The organism is Brevundimonas sp., assembly GCF_003248455.1.
Classification (GTDB): domain Bacteria; phylum Pseudomonadota; class Alphaproteobacteria; order Caulobacterales; family Caulobacteraceae; genus Brevundimonas.
This window is the reverse complement of record NZ_QFNM01000041.1, coordinates 1-16,997: the sequence shown is the minus strand read 5'-3', so window position 1 is coordinate 16,997 and position 16,997 is coordinate 1. Positions and strand designations below refer to the sequence as shown.

The following is a 16,997-nucleotide window of genomic DNA, read 5'->3' as shown; positions in this document are numbered from 1 at the left end:
CGGGCAGGTCCGGCGCGCGGGCCGGTTGGGCCCGGCCAGGAGCCTCGCTCCCGGCCGGATCCGATAGGCGGAACGGGTCTTAGATCTTGCCGACGAGGTCGAGCGACGGCGCCAGGGTGGCTTCGCCTTCTTCCCACTTGGCCGGGCAGACTTCGCCGGGGTGCGAGCGCACATATTGCGCGGCCTTGACCTTGCGCAGCAGTTCGGCGGCGTTGCGGCCGATGCCTTCCGAGGTGGTCTCGGTGAACTGGATCACGCCGTCCGGGTCGACCAGGAAGGTCGCGCGGTCGGCCAGGCCCACGCCCGGGCGCATGGCGTCGAAGTTGTTGGTCACGACGCCCGAAGGGTCGCCCAGCATGGTGTAGGTGATCTTGCCGATGGCCGGCGAGGAATCATGCCAGGCCTTGTGTGAGAAATGGGTGTCGGTCGACACCGAATAGATTTCGACGCCCAGCTTCTGGAACTCGGCGTAGTTGTCGGCCAGGTCTTCCAGCTCGGTCGGGCAGACGAAGGTGAAGTCGGCAGGATAGAAGAAGAAGACCGCCCACTTGCCCGCCACGTCGGCTTCCGTGACCGTCACGAACTTGCCGTCCTTATAGGCTTCGGCGGTGAACGGCTTGAGGGTCGTGTTGATGAGAGCCATGCGGAAAATCCAATGCAAGGGTGGTTGGGAGGCCCTTTCCTACCGCACCGCGCCCAATAAGCCCAATCACTTATTTTCTGATATTGGATAGATTTAAATTATGGACCGCGTCAGGCGTCAGTACAACAGATACGGCTGGCGCGTCGCTTCCCATGCGGCCTCGTCGGACGTGGCCAGGGCGTCCAGGTCTGCGGGCGTCGCGTCGGGATCGTCCACCCATTCGCGGAGCGCCGGTCCGCCGTTGATCACGTCGATGGGCCGTTTTCCGAACGCATACTCGTACGGAAAATCCCGCCACAGATCGTAATCGGGATAGAGCCGCCGGATGGCCTTGAACCCCGCCGCTTGCACCCGCCAGGGCCTGAAGGCGGCGTGATCGTAGGCGGGATCGTCGACGTGAATCTGAACCCCGCTGCACAGTGTTCCGACGTGTTTGTGAAAGGTCGGCTCGAACCACATGGGCCGCAGCACGCATCCCTTCAGCCAATCGGGCGACAGGGCGTGCATTTCCACGATCACCGCCCGCGCGTCGATGTCGGGCGCGCCGAACAATTCCAGCGGCCGGGTCGTGCCGCGCCCCTCCGACAGGGTCGCCCCCTCCAGCATCACCGTGCCGGCATAGGCGCGGGCCATGCTCAGATTCGGCGCATTGGGGCTGGGGTTGACCCACGACCGTTCGCCCAGCGGCCAGCCGAAGCCCGGCCCCTGTTCCGGCGCCCAGCCCTGCATCTCGATCACTCGGTATTCGACGTCCAGATGGAAGTGTTCGATGAACCACAGGCCCAGTTCGCCCAGCGTCATCCCATGCCGCATCGGCATCGGCCCCGCGCCGACGAAGCTCTCGTATCCGGGCCTCAGCGTCGCGCCCTCCACCGGCCGGCCCGCCGGATTGGGCCGGTCCAGCACCCACACCGCCTTGCCGTGTTTCGCCGCCGCCTCCAGCACATAGAGCAGCGTGGTGACATAGGTGTAGATGCGGCATCCCAGGTCCTGAAGGTCGATCAGGACGACGTCGAACGTCTCCATCCATTCGTCCCTGGGTCGGCGCACCTCGCCGTACAGGCTGAACACCGGAATGCCGTGCACCGGATCGCGATAGTCCGGGCTCTCCATCATATTGTCCTGCAGGTCGCCCTTCATCCCGTGCTGCGGGCCGAAGGCGGCGCTCAGCGCGATCTCGGGACAGGCGGCCAGGGCGTCCACCGCATGGGCCAGGTCCTTCGTCACCGACGCCGGATGCGCCAGCAAGGCCACGCGCCGCCCCTTCAATGGCGCCCGCAGCGCGGCGTCGGACAACAGGCGGTCGAGACCGAAGTTCATTTTAGCTCCAAGGCGAACGTGTCGGGGTGGTGGAAGTCCGGCTTATCGGACGAATGGCTAGAGGCCCAGTATCCGACCGATCCGTCCATCCGCTGGATCACAGCCGTCAGCCCCGTCGCCCCCGTCGCGCCTGCGGGCAAGGCGACGTCTGCCGTCAGCACGAACAGGCCCGGCGCGCGGCGCGTCACGATGAAGGGCGCCGCCATGTCGAAGGGCCGCATCCCCTGCCGATAACCGTTGAACCGATAGGCCGCCCACGCCCCCGACGGCGACAGATTGTATTCGACATAGCCGTCCGCCGTGGCCGCGAACGCCTCGAAACAGGTCGCCCGCCACAGGTCGTCGGACCGCGTCCTCGCCGCCCCTTGCGGCCACAGCACCGTCTCGACCGGCCCCGTCAGCGTGTACTCCAGGCTCAGCACGTCGCCGGCGCGTCGCGTCTCCACCTCCAGCGCCAGCCCGTCGGCGCGCGAAGTCGGATGGGGGATCAGGGGCAGACGCATTTCGTCTTCGTAGCCCATGTCGCCCTGCGGTCAACGCGATCGGCGCCCGCCCTTCCTATCGCCGGGCGACAAACCCTTGCGCGACAAGGCTTTGCGATCCGCCCAGCGCGATTTGGCGCCCATGCCCTCGGGCTGTCTTATTATGTTCCCTCCAATCTCGGGCGGGGGCCGCGCAAATTGCACTTTCTTGCACATTGCATTGTTTTTCGGGGCCCAGGGCAATATCGCGCGGCTTCGATTTCACACTATTCACACTATTCAGACGGTGTTTTCGCCGGACCGTCCCGCCAGCAAAGGGAAGACGCCCCTCGTCATCCCTGCTAACCCAGCCCGCCATGACCGAACACGCTTTCAAATCCGACTTCCTCCGCACCATGCAGGCGCGGGGCTATATCCATCAGATCACCCATCCGGCCGAACTGGACGCCGCCGCCGCCGAGGGCGTGGTCACGGGCTATATCGGCTTCGACGCCACGGCGCCGTCGCTGCATGTCGGCCACTTGATCCAGATCATGCTGCTTCGCCGTCTTCAGCAGGCCGGGCACAAGCCCATCGTCCTGATGGGCGGCGGCACGACCAAGGTCGGCGACCCCTCCTTCAAGGACACCCAGCGCCCCCTGCTGACCGAAGAGCGGATCGCCGAGAACATCGCCGGCATCAAGGGCGTGTTCGAAAAGTTCCTGACCTTCGGCGACGGCCCGTCCGACGCCATCATGCTCGACAACGACGAGTGGCTGTCGAAACTCGGCTATCTGGAGTTCCTGCGCGAATACGGAACCCATTTCACCATCAACCGGATGCTCAGCTTCGATTCCGTCAAGCTGCGCCTGGAGCGCGAGCAGCCTCTGACCTTCCTGGAATTCAACTATATGTTGATGCAGGCGACCGACTTCCTGGAGTTGAACCGCCGATATGGCTGCACGCTCCAGATGGGGGGGTCGGACCAGTGGGGCAATATCATCAACGGCGTCGAACTGACCCGCAAGGTGGACCACAAGGCCGCCTTCGGCCTGACCACGCCGCTGCTGTCGACCGCCTCGGGCCAGAAGATGGGCAAGACCGTGGGCGGCGCCGTGTGGCTGAACGCCGACGCCCTATCGCCCTATGACTACTGGCAATACTGGCGCAACACCGAGGACGGCGACGTGGGCCGCTTCATGCGCCTGTTCACCGACCTGTCGGACGAAGAGATCGCCGGCTTCGAGGCGCTGGAAGGCGCCGCCATAAACGACGCCAAAAAGGCCCTGGCCGACGCCGCCACCACCATGCTGCACGGCGCCGAGGCGGCCGCGACCGCCCGCGCCGCCGCCGAAACCGCCTTCGAAAAGGGCCAGGTCTCGGCCGATCTGCCGACCGTCGAACTGCCGACCGCCGAGGTTTACGGCGCCATGATCGCCGCCGTCGTCACCAAGACCGGCCTGACCGCTTCCAACGGCGAGGCCCGCCGCCTGGCTCAGGGCGGCGGCCTGCGCCTGAACGACATCGCCGTGTCCGACGGCGCCCAGGCGCTGACCGAAGCCGACGTGAAGGACGGCGTCATCAAGCTGGCGGCCGGCAAGAAGAAAATCGTTCTGGTGAGGCCCGTCTGACCCACTTGATCCGAAAAGAATTTCATTCCGCTCATCCCCGCGAAAGCGGGGACCCAGATCTGTGTCAAACCATGGCCTTCTTCACCTACATCGTGGCCAGCCGTCGAAACGGAACCCTCTACACAGGTTCTACCGACGATCTGCTCAAGCGCGTGGCCCAGCACAGAGACAAGACCTTCGCAGGATTCACGGCCAAGTACGACGTTCATATGTTGGTCTGGTTCGAGGTTCACGAGACGCGGGAGGCCGCATTCCGCCGGGAACGGCAGATCAAGAAATGGAACCGCAGTTGGAAACTCCAACTGATCGAGAAACAGAACCCGGAATGGCGCGATCTCTTCGACTCTGTTCGCCTTGGCGATCTGAAGGACGCAAAGGACTGGGTCCCCGCCTTCGCGGGGATGAGCGGAAACGAGGAGATGCCTGATGCATGAAGTCAACGATCCCGCCCCCGCCCTCGACCTGCCCACGGACGGCGGCGGCCGCATCTCCCTCGCCGCCCTCAAGGGCCGGCCCGTCATCGTCTATTTCTACCCCAAGGACGACACGACCGGCTGCACCCGCGAGGCTCAGGACTTCACCGCGCTGGCGCCCGACTTCGCCGCTCTGGGCGTCACAGTGATTGGCGTGTCCAAGGATACGGTGAGGAAGCACGACCGCTTCAAGGCCAAACACGGCCTGGCCGTCGTCCTGGCCTCGGACGAGGACGGCGCGGCCTGCGAGGCATGGGGCGTCTGGGTTCAGAAAAAACTCTATGGCCGCGACTATATGGGGATCGAGCGCGCCACCTTCCTGATCGCCTCCGACGGCCGGATCGCCCAGGCCTGGCGCAACGTCAAGGTGGCCGGCCACGCCGCTGCCGTCCTCCAGGCCGCCAGAACCCTGTGATCGACGAGCGCGGTTCGCAAGCTGGCGCTTGACCTGGCCCGCCCGCCCACGGCCTAGTGGGGTTCGAGGGCTAATAGGGGCTTTGGCCGGCCTTGGCTGGCGGATGCGGAGCGCACCATGTTCACCAAGAGCAAATCCTACGACAACGGATCACAGGGGCTGGGCATCCCCCCGGCGCCGGAACCGGCCCCGACGCCGGCCCTTCCCACGGCGGCGCCCGCCCCCCGCGCGCCCGAGCCGAGCCGCCCCGCGCGGTCCAGCAACCTGTCCACCCTGTCGGCGGGCGTGAAATACGAAGGCAACATCTCCGGCGCCGGCGAGCTTCAGATCGACGGCTCTCTGAAGGGCGACGTGCGCGTCTCCCGCGTCGTCATCGGCGAGGGCGGCTCGGTCGAGGGCACGGTCCATGCCGACGTTCTGGACGTGCGCGGCCGCGTCTCGGGCGCCATCGTGGCCAAACAGGTCAAGCTCTACGCCACCGCCCGTGTCGAGGGCGACATCACCCAGGAGCAGCTGGCCATCGACCAGGGCGCCTGGTTCCAAGGCCGCTGCAACCAGGCCAAGCGCGACACCCCCGGCGCCGCCATGCTGGAAGCCCCCGCGCCGAAACCCGAGAAGGCGGACAAGGCCGAAGCCAAGTCGCCGGCCTGAATCGCGCATCTTTGAATAGAAGAAGGGGCAGCCTAGCAGGCCGCCCCTTTTCCATTAGTCCACGCTGGATCCGCGCGTTTCGCCGACCCGCGCCGCCAGGGCCGCGCCCATGAAGGCGTCCAGGTCGCCGTCCAGAACCCCTTGGGTGTCCGAGGTTTCGACCTCGGTCCGCAGGTCCTTCACCATCTGGTACGGCTGCAGCACATAGGATCGGATCTGGTGTCCCCAGCCGATGTCGGTCTTGGCGTCGGCCAGCGCCTGGGCTGCGGCCTCGCGCTTCTGAAGCTCAAGCTCGTACAGGCGCGCGCGCAGCATCTTCCAGGCCATTTCCCGGTTCTGGTGCTGGGACCGGCCGGCCTGGCAGGCGACGACCGTATTGGTCGGGATGTGGGTCAGGCGCACGGCCGAATCGGTCTTGTTGATGTGCTGGCCGCCGGCGCCCGAGGCGCGATAGGTGTCGGTGCGCACGTCCGAGGGGTTGATGTCGATCTCGATCGCATCGTCCACGACCGGCGACACGCCGACCGAGGCGAAGCTGGTGTGCCGCTTGGCCGCCGCGTCATAGGGGCTGATGCGCACCAGGCGGTGCACGCCCGATTCCGACTTCAGCCAGCCATAGGCGTTCGGGCCTTCGACCAGGATGGTGGCCGACTTGACCCCCGCCTGTTCGCCATCTTCATACGCCTCGACCGTGACCTCATAGCCGTGCGCCTTGGCCCAGCGGGAATACATCCGCAGCAGCATCCCGGCCCAGTCGTTCGATTCTGTGCCCCCGGCGCCCGAATTCACTTCCAGATAGGCGTCGTTGCCGTCGGCCTCGCCCGACAGCAAGGCCTCCAGTTCGGCGCGGGCGGCGCGGTCCTTGATGCCGCGCAGCGACGCACGCGCCTCTTCCAGCGCGCCCTCGTCGCCCTCCTCGTCCGCCATCTCGGCCAGCATCACCCCGTCTTCCAGGTCCTGCTCCATCGCCTTGACGGTGTTGATCTTGGCTTCCAGCTGCGAACGTTCGCGGCTGACGGCCTGGGCATCGTCGGGCTTGTCCCAGAGGGTCGGGTCCTCGACCCGCGCGTTCAGCTCGTCGAGCTTCCTTAGAGCGGCATCCCAGTCAAAGACGCCTCCTGAGCAGAGCGACGCTCTGCTCGATGTCGGCCTTCATGGCCTCGACATCCGGTCTCATCGCAATCTCCAGCGACACAAGGCCCTCAGGCAGCACGGCCCGCGGGCCGTGCGATAGGGCAAGATTAATGAAAACGGCGCGCCACGAGGACACGCCGTTCGAACGGCCTACCTAGAGCCTCAGTACAATCCGCTCAAGTCCTCGGCCGGCGCCTTCTTCGGCGGCGGCGGCGCGGTCGGGGCCGGAACGGCGGCCGGGGCGCCCGAGGCGGCCTCCTGTTCGCGGCGGATCACGTCATAGTAGTTCTGGGGCCCGACCGGCGCGGCGGGGGCCCGGACGGGCGGCGGGGCCTGACGCTCGGTGCCGGGACGGAAGGCTTCCTCGATGCCGTTCACGTTGCGGAAGACGGCGTTCTTGGGCCGCACGAACGGACGCGCCGGCCGCTCCTTCAGCGCCGTCTGCATGAAGTCGGTGAAGACCGGCACGGCCGCCGAGGCGCCTGCCTCGCCCGACCCCAGCGAACGGTTGTCGTCGAAGCCGATGAAGACGCCGACCACGATGTCGGTGGTGAAGCCCACGAACCAGGCCGAGCGGTATTCGTTGGTCGTGCCGGTCTTGCCGGCGACCCACGGCCCCAGGCCGCGCGCGCTGGCGGCGGTGCCGCGCTGGACCACGCCTTCCAGCATGGAGCTCATCTGATAGGCGGTGATCTGATCGATCACCTGGGTTCCGCGTGGCTGAAGACGCGGCGATTCCTGACCTGAGAAGCCTCGTCCGCATTCGCGGCAGGTGCGGTTGTCGGCGCGGAAGATGGTCTCGCCGTCACGGTCCTGGACATAGTCGATCAGATAGGGCGTCACCCGCCGTCCGCCGTTGGCGAAGGCGGAATAGGCGGCCGTGATGTCCAGCGGCGTGACTTCGCCGGCGCCCAGAGACACCGACAGGTTCGGCGTCAAACCCGGCAGCCCCATCCTGGCCGATTGATCCACGATCCTCTTCATGCCGACGGCCTGGGCCAGGCGCACCGTCATGACGTTGCGCGACAGTTCCAGCCCGCGCCGCAGCGTCTGCGGACCATAGTATTGGCGGCTGTAGTTCTCGGGCGTCCAGCGTTGGCCATTCGGCCCGCCGGCGAAGCTGATCGGCGCATCCAGCACGATGGAGGCCGGGGTGAAGTCCCCCTCCAGCGCGGTCGCATAGACGAACGGCTTGAAGGCCGATCCGGGCTGGCGCTTGGCCTGGGTCGCCCGGTTGAAGCTCGACAGCGCATAGGAATAGCCGCCGACCATGGCCAGCACCCGGCCCGACTGCGGCTCGATCGCCACCAGGGCGCCGTTGACACGCGGCACCTGTTTCAGGGCGTACTGCCCGCCCCGCGGCTCCACGAAGATCAGTTCGCCGCGCCGCAGCTGGCGGTTGGCGTTGGCCCAGGCGGCGTCTGCGGCCAGCAGGGTGCCGGTCTTGTCGGTCTTGGCGGTGCGGATGCGCACCGTGTCGCCGCTGACGCTCTCGATGGCGGCGGCCTCCCAACTGCGCCGCTCTGGCGGAATCCGGCCGCGCAGGGCCTCGGCCTGCCAGCCCGGTTCGAACTCCGTCGCGCCCCAGCCGCCGCGCCAGCCATGACGCCGGTCATAGTTCTCCAGCCCCTGCATCAGGGCGCGCCGCGCCGCCGTCTGCAAGGTGGGATCCAGCGTGGTGCGCATATAGAAGCCGCCGGCGCGAAGCTGTTCGCCGAACTGGGGGTTGGCCGCCGCCTGGCGCCGCGCCTCCTCCACGAAGAAGTCCGCGTCCTTGTAGTCCGAGCGCTGGGGCGCATCGCGCGTCACCAGCGGCTTGGCGCGGGCGGCGACCAGCTCGGCCGGCGTCAGCCAGCCGCTTTGCTCCATTTCGCCCAGCACCCAGTCGCGCCGGCCCTTAGCCGCGCCGGGGTGGCGCTTGGGGTGATAGTTGTTCGGCCCCTTGGGCAGGGACGCCAGGAAGGCCGCCTCGTCCGGCGTCAGCTGCGCCAGCGACTTGCCGAAATAGTTGTAGGCCGCCGAGGCGATGCCGAACGAGCGATACCCCAGGAATATCTCGTTCAGATACAGTTCCAGAATCTGCTGCTTGGACAGGGTCGCCTCCAGCCGATTGGCCAGGATGGCTTCCTTCACCTTGCGGTTCAGGCTGGATTCGTTGGTGAGCAGGACGTTCTTGGCCACCTGCTGGGTGATGGTCGAACCGCCCTCCAGCCGGCGGCCCTGCGCCAGGTTGAAGACGTTCTTGATCGAGGCCCGGCCGATGCCGCCCACGTCGATGCCGCCGTGCTGGAAGAAGTTGCGATCCTCGGCCGCCAGGAAGGCGTGGACGACCGTCGTCGGGATCTGGTCGTAGGACACATAGATGCGACGCTCGTCCGAGAACTCGCCGATCAGGGTGCCGTCGCCGGCATAGACGCGCGTCGCCGTGGGCGGACGATAATCGGCCAGCTCGGACGCATCCGGCAGGTCGTGGAACAGCCACGCCGCATAGACGGCGACCACCAACCCCGCCAGGGCGATGGCGCCCAGCAGAACCATGCCCGCCCACACGAACCAGCGTTCGGCAATCTTCACTGCGTACTCCACGACGCGCCCCGAAGGCGAGCTTTAGCCCGCGTCGCCGGTCGATTGCTAGAGCGCCGATGCAACGTCCCCTTCCCGTCTCCCGTTAAGCCCCCATCTCCAGCTTTCCAATCCCCAGGAGCCCACCATGGAAGTTCTGTATCGCGCCCAGGCCACGGCGTCCGGCGGCGGCCGCGAAGACGGCCGGTCGACCACCGACGACGGCAAGATCGACGTCAAGCTGTCCACCCCTACGGAAATGGGCGGCAAGGGGGGCGACGGGACCAATCCCGAGCAGTTGTTCGCCACCGGCTACGCCGCCTGCTTCCTGGGCGCCCTTCGCCTGGTCAGCGGCAAGGCCGGAACCCCGGTCGGCCCGGACACCAAGATCACCGCCGGCGTCGGCTTCGGCAAGAATCCGGTGGGCGACGGCTTCAACCTCGACGTGGACCTGACGGTCGCGGATCATGGCCTGGATCAGGCCATGATCGAGGATCTGATCCACAAAGCCCACCACGTTTGTCCCTACTCCAACGCCACGCGCGGCAATGTGGACGTGAAGCTCTCCGCCGCCTGACTTCTTCCTCTCCGCTCATCCCCGCGAAAGCGGGGACCCAGTGCTTTGGGCGATGATCGTTCGAGGCTGTCTCTGCTCTCGATCCCACGCCGTGCCGAGCGAAAGAACTGGGTCCCCGCTTTCGCGGGGATGAGCGGGGTTTTAGTGATCCCGAACCTGCGCTAATCGCTTTTCCATGACCTCCCCGCTCGACGCCTCTCCCGATCCCCTGCTGACGCTCGAACCCGCCCGCCGCGTGACCCTGCGCGAGGCCTTCGGCGTGGACAGCGACATGACCGTGCCCGCCTTCGCCGAGCGCGACAGCCATGTGCCCGAGATCGACGAGGCCTATCGCTTCGACCCGCAGACGACCCTCGCCATCTGCGCGGGCTTCGCCTTCGACCGCCGCGTCATGGTCCAGGGCTATCACGGCACCGGCAAGTCGACCCACATCGAACAGGTCGCCGCCCGCCTGAACTGGCCCCTGGTTCGCGTCAATCTGGACAGCCACGTCAGCCGCATCGACCTGATCGGCAAGGACGCCATCGTCCTGAAGGACGGCAAGCAGATCACCGAGTTCCGCGAAGGCATCCTGCCCTGGTCGCTGCAACGCCCCATCGCCCTGGTGTTCGACGAATACGACGCCGGCCGCCCGGACGTGATGTTCGTGATCCAGCGCGTGCTGGAGGCGCAAGGCCGCCTGACCCTGCTGGATCAGAACCGCGTCATCCGGCCCAACCGCTTCTTCCGACTGTTCGCCACCACCAACACCATCGGCCTGGGCGACACCACGGGCCTGTATCACGGCGCGCAGCAGATCAATCAGGCCCAGCTGGACCGCTGGAACATCGTCACCACGCTGAACTACCTCGACCACGACGTGGAGGCCGAGATCGTCGCCGCCAAGGTGCCGGAATGGAAGGACGCCGAGGGCCGCCGCCGAATCGCCGCCATGGTCCGCGTCGCCGACATGACCCGCAACGCCTTCATGAACGGCGACATCTCCACCGTCATGTCGCCCCGCACGGTCATCACCTGGGCCCAGAACGCCATCATCTTCGGCGGCGATCTGGCCCTCAGCTTCCGCCTGACCTTCCTGAACAAGTGCGACGAGCTGGAACGCCCGACCATCGCCGAATTTTATCAGCGCGCCTTCGGCGAGGATTTGCCCGAGGCGGCGACGCGGGTGAAGGTCGGCTGACCCACCCCCCGCTCCGGCGGCGCTCGCCCTAGCGGCGAACCTCGTCCCCGCCGATGAAGGCCCCGGCGATCCAGCTGACCACGCCGGTCACGATGGCCGCGCCGATTCCGGCCCACAGGCCGTCGACCACGAAGCCGCCCAGGAACATGGCGGTCAGGCCGATCATGGCCGCGTTCACGACCAAGAGGAAAAGGCCCAGGGTGACGACCGTGATCGGGAAGGTCAGCACCACCATGATCGGCCTGACCACGGCGTTGACCAGCCCCAGGATGACGGCCGCCGCGACCAGCGATCCGTTGTTGGTGAAATCGACGCCCGGCACGATCCGCGCCGACAGCCAAAGGCCGGCCATCGTGACCACGGCCTGGATGATGAAACGGATCATAGGGGACCTCCAAGGGTTCAAGCGTCACCATAATGCATGAGGCGGGCGAAGGCTCCCGCTTTCACGCGCGCGCTGCTAATCGAAAGTTCAGACCGAACGGAGACCGCCCATGAGCCTGCACGGCGCCTATGACCCGAACAACATCTTCGCCAGGATTCTGCGCGGCGAAATCCCCTCGGTGCGGGTGTGGGAGGACGACCACGTCCTGGCCTTCATGGACGTCTTTCCCCAGTCCGAAGGCCACGTCCTGATCATCGCCAAACAGTCCCAGGCCCGCAACCTGCTGGAGGTCGAGCCAGAGGTGCTGGCGCGCCTGACCGCCGCCCTGCAACGCACGGCCAAGGCGGTCGAAAAGGCGCTGCGGCCCGAGGGGCTGGCCATCATGCAGTTCAACGGCGACGCCGGCGGCCAGACGGTCTTTCACCTGCATTTCCACATCGTGCCCCGCTGGGCCGACCGGGAGATGAAGGGCCACGGCCATGCGCCGATGGCCGACCCGGCCGTCCTCGAGGCGCTGGCCGAACGGATCGCGGCCGAACTGGACTGAAGGCCCTCAGTTCACGCGGCGCTTTTCCAGCTTTCGCGCCAAGGTGCGGCGGTGCATCCCGAGGCGCCGCGCAGCCTCGGAGATGTTGAAGTCGGTCTCCACCAGGGTCTCGTGGATCCGCTCCCACTCCAGGGTCTTGATCGAGGTCGGCCGGGCGCCCAGCGGCGTTTCGGCGTCGCCGTCGGCCCGAGCGAAGGCCGCCTCGATGTCGTCGGTGCCGGCGGGCTTGGCCAGATAGTGTCGCGCGCCCAGCTTGATGGCCTCCACGGCGGTCGCGATGCTGGCGAAACCGGTCAGGACCACGATGTTCATCGCTGGATCGAAGGCGTGCAGCGCCTCCACGCACGTCAGGCCAGACGCCCCGCCCAGCTTCAGGTCCACGACCGCATAGCCCGGACGATGCACCTTCAATACCTCGGCCATCTGGTCGGGGCTGGCGGCGCTGACGACCGTGTAGCCGCGACGTTCGAACGACCGGCGCAGCGTCGCCGAGAACGACTCGTCGTCCTCCACCATCAGCAGCAGCCTGGTTTGATTGTCATCGGTCATGGAGTGATCGTATCCTTGGGCGACAGCGCCGACAGCGGCAGGCTCAGCCGCACCTCTGCGCCGCCTGCGGGCGGATTGGAAGCGTCGACGCGCCCGCCCAGCGAGCGCACCACATTCATCAGCAGGAACAGACCCAGCCCCGCCCCCGCCCGCGGCTTGGTCGAATTATAGGGTTTGCCCCAGGCCTGCAGCACGCTCGCGGCGAAGCCCGGACCGTCGTCGCGCACGGCGATGCTCAGCACCTCGTCGGCCTGGGCGATCGTGACCGCGATCCGGCGCGCGCCCGCCTCCACCGCATTGTCGAACAGCACCCCCAGCACCTGGCGCAGGGCCGGATCGGCGATGATCGCGGGGTTCTGGCTCAGTTCGTCATGGATTTCGACCGCCACCCCGTCGCCGCTCCAACTGGCGACCACATCGGCGACGAAGGCCCGCAGGGTGGTGCGCTGGGGCGCCAGGCCCCTCGCCTCGCCCGCCGACAACAGAATCCCGGTGACGATGGCCTTGCAACGTTCGACCTCGGCTTGCATCGTCGCCATATCCTGGGCCAGGTCGGCGTCCTGGGTCAGGGCCGGCATCCGCTTCCAGTCGCTGAGGATCACCGAGAGGGACGCCAGGGGCGTGCCCAGTTCGTGCGCGGCGCCCGACGCCAACAGACCCAGGCGGACGATATGATCGTGCTCGGCCGTCTGCTGGCGCATGGCGGCGACGGCGGCGTCGCGCTCGCGCAGGTTCTGGCTGATCCGCGTGACGAACAGCACCAACAGCACCGCCATCAGCACGAAACAGATCAGACTGCCCTGAAGATACAGGCCGAGCAGCGATCCCTCGCGCGCCGGCGGCAGGTTCAGGGGCCGGGAGTGCAGCCCCAGGCCGGCGAAACACAGGGTGGTGACGGCGATCAGCGCCCAGGCGTAGATCGGGGCCAGCAGCACCGCCCCCAGAACGACCTGCAAGAGATAAAGCGCCGCGAACGGATTGGCCGCCCCGCCCGTCAGGAACAGCAGCCAGGTCAGGGCTGCCACGTCGGTCAGCAGGGCGATCATCAGCGACCGATCCTCGACCTCGGCCTGGCGCGCTGCCAGCGGCGCGCTGACCAGATTGACCAGGACCAGCCCCGCCGGCGCGGCCAGCAGCCAAACGATGGGCAGCGGTATGCCCATGACATATTCGACCATCAGTATGGTGGCGATCTGGCCCGCCACGGCCAGCCAGCGCAGCTGGATCAGCAGCAGCATGTTGCGGCGGTTGGCCGCGCCGTGTGTCGCCACCTCGCCGCTGAGCCCGCCCAGGCCCAGCAGGCGCTGAAGCGTCGGGGTCACGTCCCGCCCCGCCCATCCGCGCGCCGCCACTCGCGTCGGAACAGGGCGAAGCCGACCAGGGTCAGCAACGCCATTCCGAACCAGGTCAGAGCGTAGATCAGGTGGCTGTTGGGGAACCGAATGACCGTCAGTCCGCCCAGCGGCCAGCCGCCGGGATTGGGCGTCGCATCCGCATCGACGAAATAGGGCGCCGGCCGATCCAGGCCGCGCCGCGCCGCGATGGCCGCCACGTCGCGCGAGCGCCAGCGGTCATGCTCGGGATCGTTGGCCCGCAGGAAGCCGCCCCTGGGCTCGGTGATCCTGAGCAGGCCCACCACGGTCTGCGGCCCCGACGCCTGGCCGTCGGCGCGTGCGGCGGGGTCGCTGCGTCCCGGCGGCACGAAGCCGCGATTGACCAGGACGGTGAAGCCGCGCGCATCGTCCAGCGGCGTCATGACCCAGAAACCGCCGCCCGCGTCGGTGACGGCCTGGACCAGGGTTTCTCTGTCGTGGCGATAGGTCCCGTGCAGGACGACCCGGCGATACTGGTCCTTCTCGCGCGTCACGCCGGGCCAGTGCGCCGGGCCAGGCGCCGGGACAGGCGCGGCGTGGACCCGTGCGTCCACCTGGGCGATCAGCTGGGTCTTCCAGGCCAGTCGCTGCACCTGCCAGACGCCCAGGGCGACAAAGCCGGCGAACAGGATCAGGGCGCCGACCGATACGACAAGGCGCATCGGTCGGCGAATCCTGGCTGGCGAAATCCGACTGATCGCGCCCTCGTCAGCCCATGATCTGCGACATGTCGTGGGTCGCGGGCATCATGTTGGTGTTCAGGTGGTACATGACCCACAGCGATCCCGCCAGGGCGATGACCACCACGATGATGGTGAAGATCAGGGCCAGCATGGTCCAGCCGCCCTCGGACTTGGAGTTCATGTGCAGGAAGTAGATCATGTGGACCACGATCTGCACCACGGCGAAGGCCATGACGATCAGGGCCGTCGCCTGGGCCGGCAGGGCGCCGGTCATGACCAGGGCGAACGGAATGGCCGTCAGGATCACCGACAGCACGAAACCGATCATATAGCTCCTGAACGAGCCGTGATTGTGCGCCTCGTGGCCCAGGTGGTCGGTCTCGTTGGAGTCCGGGCTGTGGTCGTTCTTGTCAGCGCTCATCGCACCATCCCCAGCAGATAGACGAAGGTGAAGACGCCGATCCAGATGACGTCCAGGAAGTGCCAGAACATCGACAGGCACATCAGCCGGCGCTTGTTGGCGGGGATCAGCCCCTTCATCCCGACCTGAACCATCAGCGTCACCAGCCAGATGATGCCGAAGGTGACGTGCAGGCCGTGGGTGCCGACCAGGGTGAAGAAGGCCGACAGGAAGGCGCTGCGTTGCGGCGTGGCGCCTTCATGGATCAGATGGGCGAATTCGTAGAGTTCGATGCCCAGGAAGGCCAGTCCGAACAGGCCCGTGACCGCCAGCCAGACCAGGGTCTGGCGAGTGTTGTTCCTGTCCATCGCCAGCATGGCGAAGCCGTAGGTGATCGACGAGAACAGCAGCATGGCGGTGTTGACCGCCACCAGCTCCAGGTCGAACAGCTCCTTGGGCCCCGGCCCGGCGGCGTAGTTGCCGCCCAGCACGCCGAACACGGCGAACAGCATCGCGAAGATGAGGCAGTCGCTCATCAGATAGAGCCAGAAGCCCAGCATGGTGCTGGAGCCTTCCTCGTGGTGCGGCTCCTCTTCCAGGTGGAAGACGGTGGGATCGTCCAGCTTGATCGCGGTCGCGCTCATGGATCAGGCCTCCGTTCCGGCCAGGGCGCGCGTGCGCGCCTCTTCGGTCGCGCGCACCTCATCTGCGGGGATGTAGTAGTCGCGCTTGTAGTTGAAGGTGTGGCCGATCGCGACCGCCAGCACGCCGACGAAGCACAAGGCCGCCAGCCACCAGATGTACCAGACCAGCGCCAGTCCCATCACCAGGCACAGGCCCGAGATGATGACCCCCGCCCCCGTGTTCGACGGCATGTGGATCGCCTTGTAGCCGCTCAGCGGACGCTGATACTTCTTGTTCTTCATGTCCCACCAGGCGTCGGCGTCATGGACGACCGGCGTCGAGGCGAAGTTGTAGTCCGGCGGCGGCGAGGACGTGGCCCATTCCAGGGTGCGCCCGCCCCACGGATCGCCCGTGACGTCGCGCAGCTTGTCGCGGTTGATGATCGACACGGCGAACTGGATGAACATGGCCGCGATGCCCAGGGCGATCACGCCCGCGCCGATGGCGGCGATCACGAACCAGATCTGCAGCGACGGATCGTCGAACACCCGCATCCGGCGCGTCACGCCCATCAGGCCCAGCACGTACAGCGGCAGGAAGGCCAGCCAGAAGCCGGGCACCCAGCACCAGAAGCTGACCAGGCCCCATTTCTTGTCCAGCTTGAAGCCGAAGGCCTTGGGCCACCAGAAGTTGATGGCCGCGAACAGGCCGAACAACACGCCGCCGATGATGACGTTGTGGAAGTGGGCGACCAGGAAGAGCGAGTTGTGCAGCACGAAGTCGGCCGGCGGCACCGCCAGCAGAACGCCCGTCATCCCGCCGATCACGAAGGTCAGCATGAAGGCGACCAGCCACATCATCGGCAGTTCGAACCGGATGCGTCCGCGATACATCGTGAACAGCCAGTTGAAGATCTTGGCCCCCGTCGGGATCGAGATGATCATCGTCGTGATGCCGAAGAAGCTGTTCACCGAGGCGCCCGAGCCCATGGTGAAGAAGTGGTGCAGCCACACGAGGTAGGACAGGATCGTGATGACGACCGTGGCGTAGACCATCGACGTATAGCCGAACAGTTTCTTGCCCGAGAAGGTCGAGGCGATCTCCGAGAAGACGCCGAACAGCGGCAGGATCAGGATGTAGACCTCCGGGTGGCCCCAGATCCAGATCAGGTTCACGTACATCATCGGGTTGCCGCCGAAGTCGTTCGTGAAGAAGTTGGTGCCGACGTAGCGGTCCAGCGTCAGCAGGGCCAGGACGGCGGTCAGGACCGGGAAGGACGCCACGATCAGGACGTTGGTGCACAGCGAGGTCCAGGTGAAGACCGGCATCTTCATCATGCCCATGCCGGGCGCGCGCATCTTCACGATGGTCGCGATCAGGTTGATGCCG

General features: G+C 66.6%; 19 protein-coding genes. 7 read left to right on the top strand and 12 right to left on the bottom strand.

Annotated features, from left to right (window positions below; all coding sequences use genetic code 11):
• Positions 1-79: 79 nt before the first annotated feature.
• From ahpC to DI624_RS13930, 3 genes are all read right to left on the bottom strand, one after another.
• Positions 80-643, bottom strand: a complete 564-nt coding sequence (gene ahpC, locus DI624_RS13940) for an alkyl hydroperoxide reductase subunit C (RefSeq protein ID WP_291539695.1) — start codon at positions 641-643, stop codon at positions 80-82.
• 117 nt (positions 644-760) lie between these two features.
• Entirely contained in the window at positions 761-1,963 is a 1,203-nt protein-coding gene (locus DI624_RS13935; protein ID WP_291539693.1) for a DUF1343 domain-containing protein, read from the bottom strand.
• Positions 1,960-2,466, bottom strand: a complete 507-nt coding sequence (locus DI624_RS13930) for a DOMON-like domain-containing protein (protein WP_291539691.1) — start codon at positions 2,464-2,466, stop codon at positions 1,960-1,962. Before DI624_RS13930 ends, DI624_RS13935 begins: the two co-directional genes overlap by 4 nt.
• A gap of 335 nt (positions 2,467-2,801) precedes the next feature.
• On the opposite strand from DI624_RS13930, the gene tyrS reads away from it, so the two are divergent.
• The 4 genes from tyrS to DI624_RS13910 all read left to right on the top strand — a co-directional run bounded on the left by tyrS (position 2,802) and on the right by DI624_RS13910 (position 5,594).
• On the top strand, positions 2,802-4,055 hold the full coding sequence (tyrS, locus tag DI624_RS13925) for a tyrosine--tRNA ligase (RefSeq protein WP_291539689.1): 1,254 nt from the start codon (positions 2,802-2,804) through the stop codon (positions 4,053-4,055).
• Positions 4,056-4,126: 71 nt separating this feature from the next.
• Positions 4,127-4,489 carry a GIY-YIG nuclease family protein gene (locus tag DI624_RS13920; protein WP_291539686.1) on the top strand — a complete coding sequence of 121 codons (363 nt, stop codon included), beginning with the start codon at positions 4,127-4,129 and terminating at the stop codon, positions 4,487-4,489.
• Positions 4,482-4,943 (top strand): peroxiredoxin, encoded by a 462-nt coding sequence (locus tag DI624_RS13915; RefSeq protein ID WP_291539685.1) that lies wholly within the window; start codon positions 4,482-4,484, stop codon positions 4,941-4,943. Before DI624_RS13920 ends, DI624_RS13915 begins: the two co-directional genes overlap by 8 nt.
• Positions 4,944-5,060: 117 nt before the next feature.
• Entirely contained in the window at positions 5,061-5,594 is a 534-nt protein-coding gene (locus DI624_RS13910) for a polymer-forming cytoskeletal protein (RefSeq protein ID WP_291539682.1), read from the top strand.
• A gap of 54 nt (positions 5,595-5,648) precedes the next feature.
• Here the strand turns inward: DI624_RS13910 and prfB are convergent.
• Together prfB and DI624_RS13900 are read right to left on the bottom strand one after the other, a co-directional pair.
• Positions 5,649-6,771 (bottom strand): peptide chain release factor 2 gene (gene prfB, locus DI624_RS13905; RefSeq protein WP_291539680.1). Its coding sequence is split into 2 segments (ribosomal slippage): positions 5,649-6,701 and positions 6,703-6,771, totalling 1,122 coding nucleotides; the frame shifts between segments, so codons are not numbered across the junction.
• A 119-nt stretch (positions 6,772-6,890) separates the two neighbouring features.
• Positions 6,891-9,302, bottom strand: coding sequence for a penicillin-binding protein 1A (locus DI624_RS13900; protein WP_291539678.1), 2,412 nt, complete (start codon positions 9,300-9,302; stop codon positions 6,891-6,893).
• A gap of 136 nt (positions 9,303-9,438) precedes the next feature.
• On the opposite strand from DI624_RS13900, the gene DI624_RS13895 reads away from it, so the two are divergent.
• Together DI624_RS13895 and cobS are read left to right on the top strand one after the other, a co-directional pair.
• Positions 9,439-9,867 (top strand): organic hydroperoxide resistance protein, encoded by a 429-nt coding sequence (locus tag DI624_RS13895; protein WP_291539676.1) that lies wholly within the window; start codon positions 9,439-9,441, stop codon positions 9,865-9,867.
• A 175-nt stretch (positions 9,868-10,042) separates the two neighbouring features.
• Positions 10,043-11,047: a cobaltochelatase subunit CobS gene (cobS, locus tag DI624_RS13890; RefSeq protein WP_291539673.1), complete on the top strand. Its 1,005-nt coding sequence runs from the start codon at positions 10,043-10,045 to the stop codon at positions 11,045-11,047.
• Between the two features lie 28 nt (positions 11,048-11,075).
• Here the strand turns inward: cobS and DI624_RS13885 are convergent, their stop codons facing one another.
• Positions 11,076-11,432 (bottom strand): phage holin family protein, encoded by a 357-nt coding sequence (locus tag DI624_RS13885; RefSeq protein WP_291539670.1) that lies wholly within the window; start codon positions 11,430-11,432, stop codon positions 11,076-11,078.
• 109 nt (positions 11,433-11,541) lie between these two features.
• Here DI624_RS13885 and DI624_RS13880 point away from each other — a divergent pair, with 109 nt between their 5' ends.
• Positions 11,542-11,979: an HIT family protein gene (locus DI624_RS13880; RefSeq protein WP_291539669.1), complete on the top strand. Its 438-nt coding sequence runs from the start codon at positions 11,542-11,544 to the stop codon at positions 11,977-11,979.
• 6 nt (positions 11,980-11,985) lie between these two features.
• Here DI624_RS13880 and DI624_RS13875 read toward each other — a convergent pair whose 3' ends face one another.
• The 6 genes from DI624_RS13875 to DI624_RS13850 all read right to left on the bottom strand — a co-directional run.
• Positions 11,986-12,528 (bottom strand): response regulator transcription factor, encoded by a 543-nt coding sequence (locus DI624_RS13875; RefSeq protein WP_291539666.1) that lies wholly within the window; start codon positions 12,526-12,528, stop codon positions 11,986-11,988.
• Positions 12,525-13,850 (bottom strand): ATP-binding protein, encoded by a 1,326-nt coding sequence (locus DI624_RS13870; RefSeq protein WP_291539664.1) that lies wholly within the window; start codon positions 13,848-13,850, stop codon positions 12,525-12,527. Before DI624_RS13870 ends, DI624_RS13875 begins: the two co-directional genes overlap by 4 nt.
• The gene (locus DI624_RS13865; protein WP_291539662.1) at positions 13,847-14,563 is read right to left on the bottom strand and encodes an SURF1 family protein; all 717 of its coding nucleotides are present in this window, start codon (positions 14,561-14,563) and stop codon (positions 13,847-13,849) included. The genes DI624_RS13870 and DI624_RS13865 overlap by 4 nt, the downstream gene beginning before the upstream one ends.
• A 46-nt stretch (positions 14,564-14,609) precedes the next feature.
• Complete coding sequence (gene cyoD / locus DI624_RS13860; protein WP_291539661.1) at positions 14,610-15,005, bottom strand: cytochrome o ubiquinol oxidase subunit IV; 396 nt, start codon at positions 15,003-15,005, stop codon at positions 14,610-14,612.
• Positions 15,002-15,628: a cytochrome o ubiquinol oxidase subunit III gene (gene cyoC / locus DI624_RS13855; protein ID WP_291539659.1), complete on the bottom strand. Its 627-nt coding sequence runs from the start codon at positions 15,626-15,628 to the stop codon at positions 15,002-15,004. Before cyoC ends, cyoD begins: the two co-directional genes overlap by 4 nt.
• Positions 15,629-15,631: 3 nt before the next feature.
• The coding region (locus tag DI624_RS13850) for a cbb3-type cytochrome c oxidase subunit I (RefSeq protein ID WP_291539657.1) at positions 15,632-16,997 on the bottom strand (1,366 nt) is incomplete at its 5' end.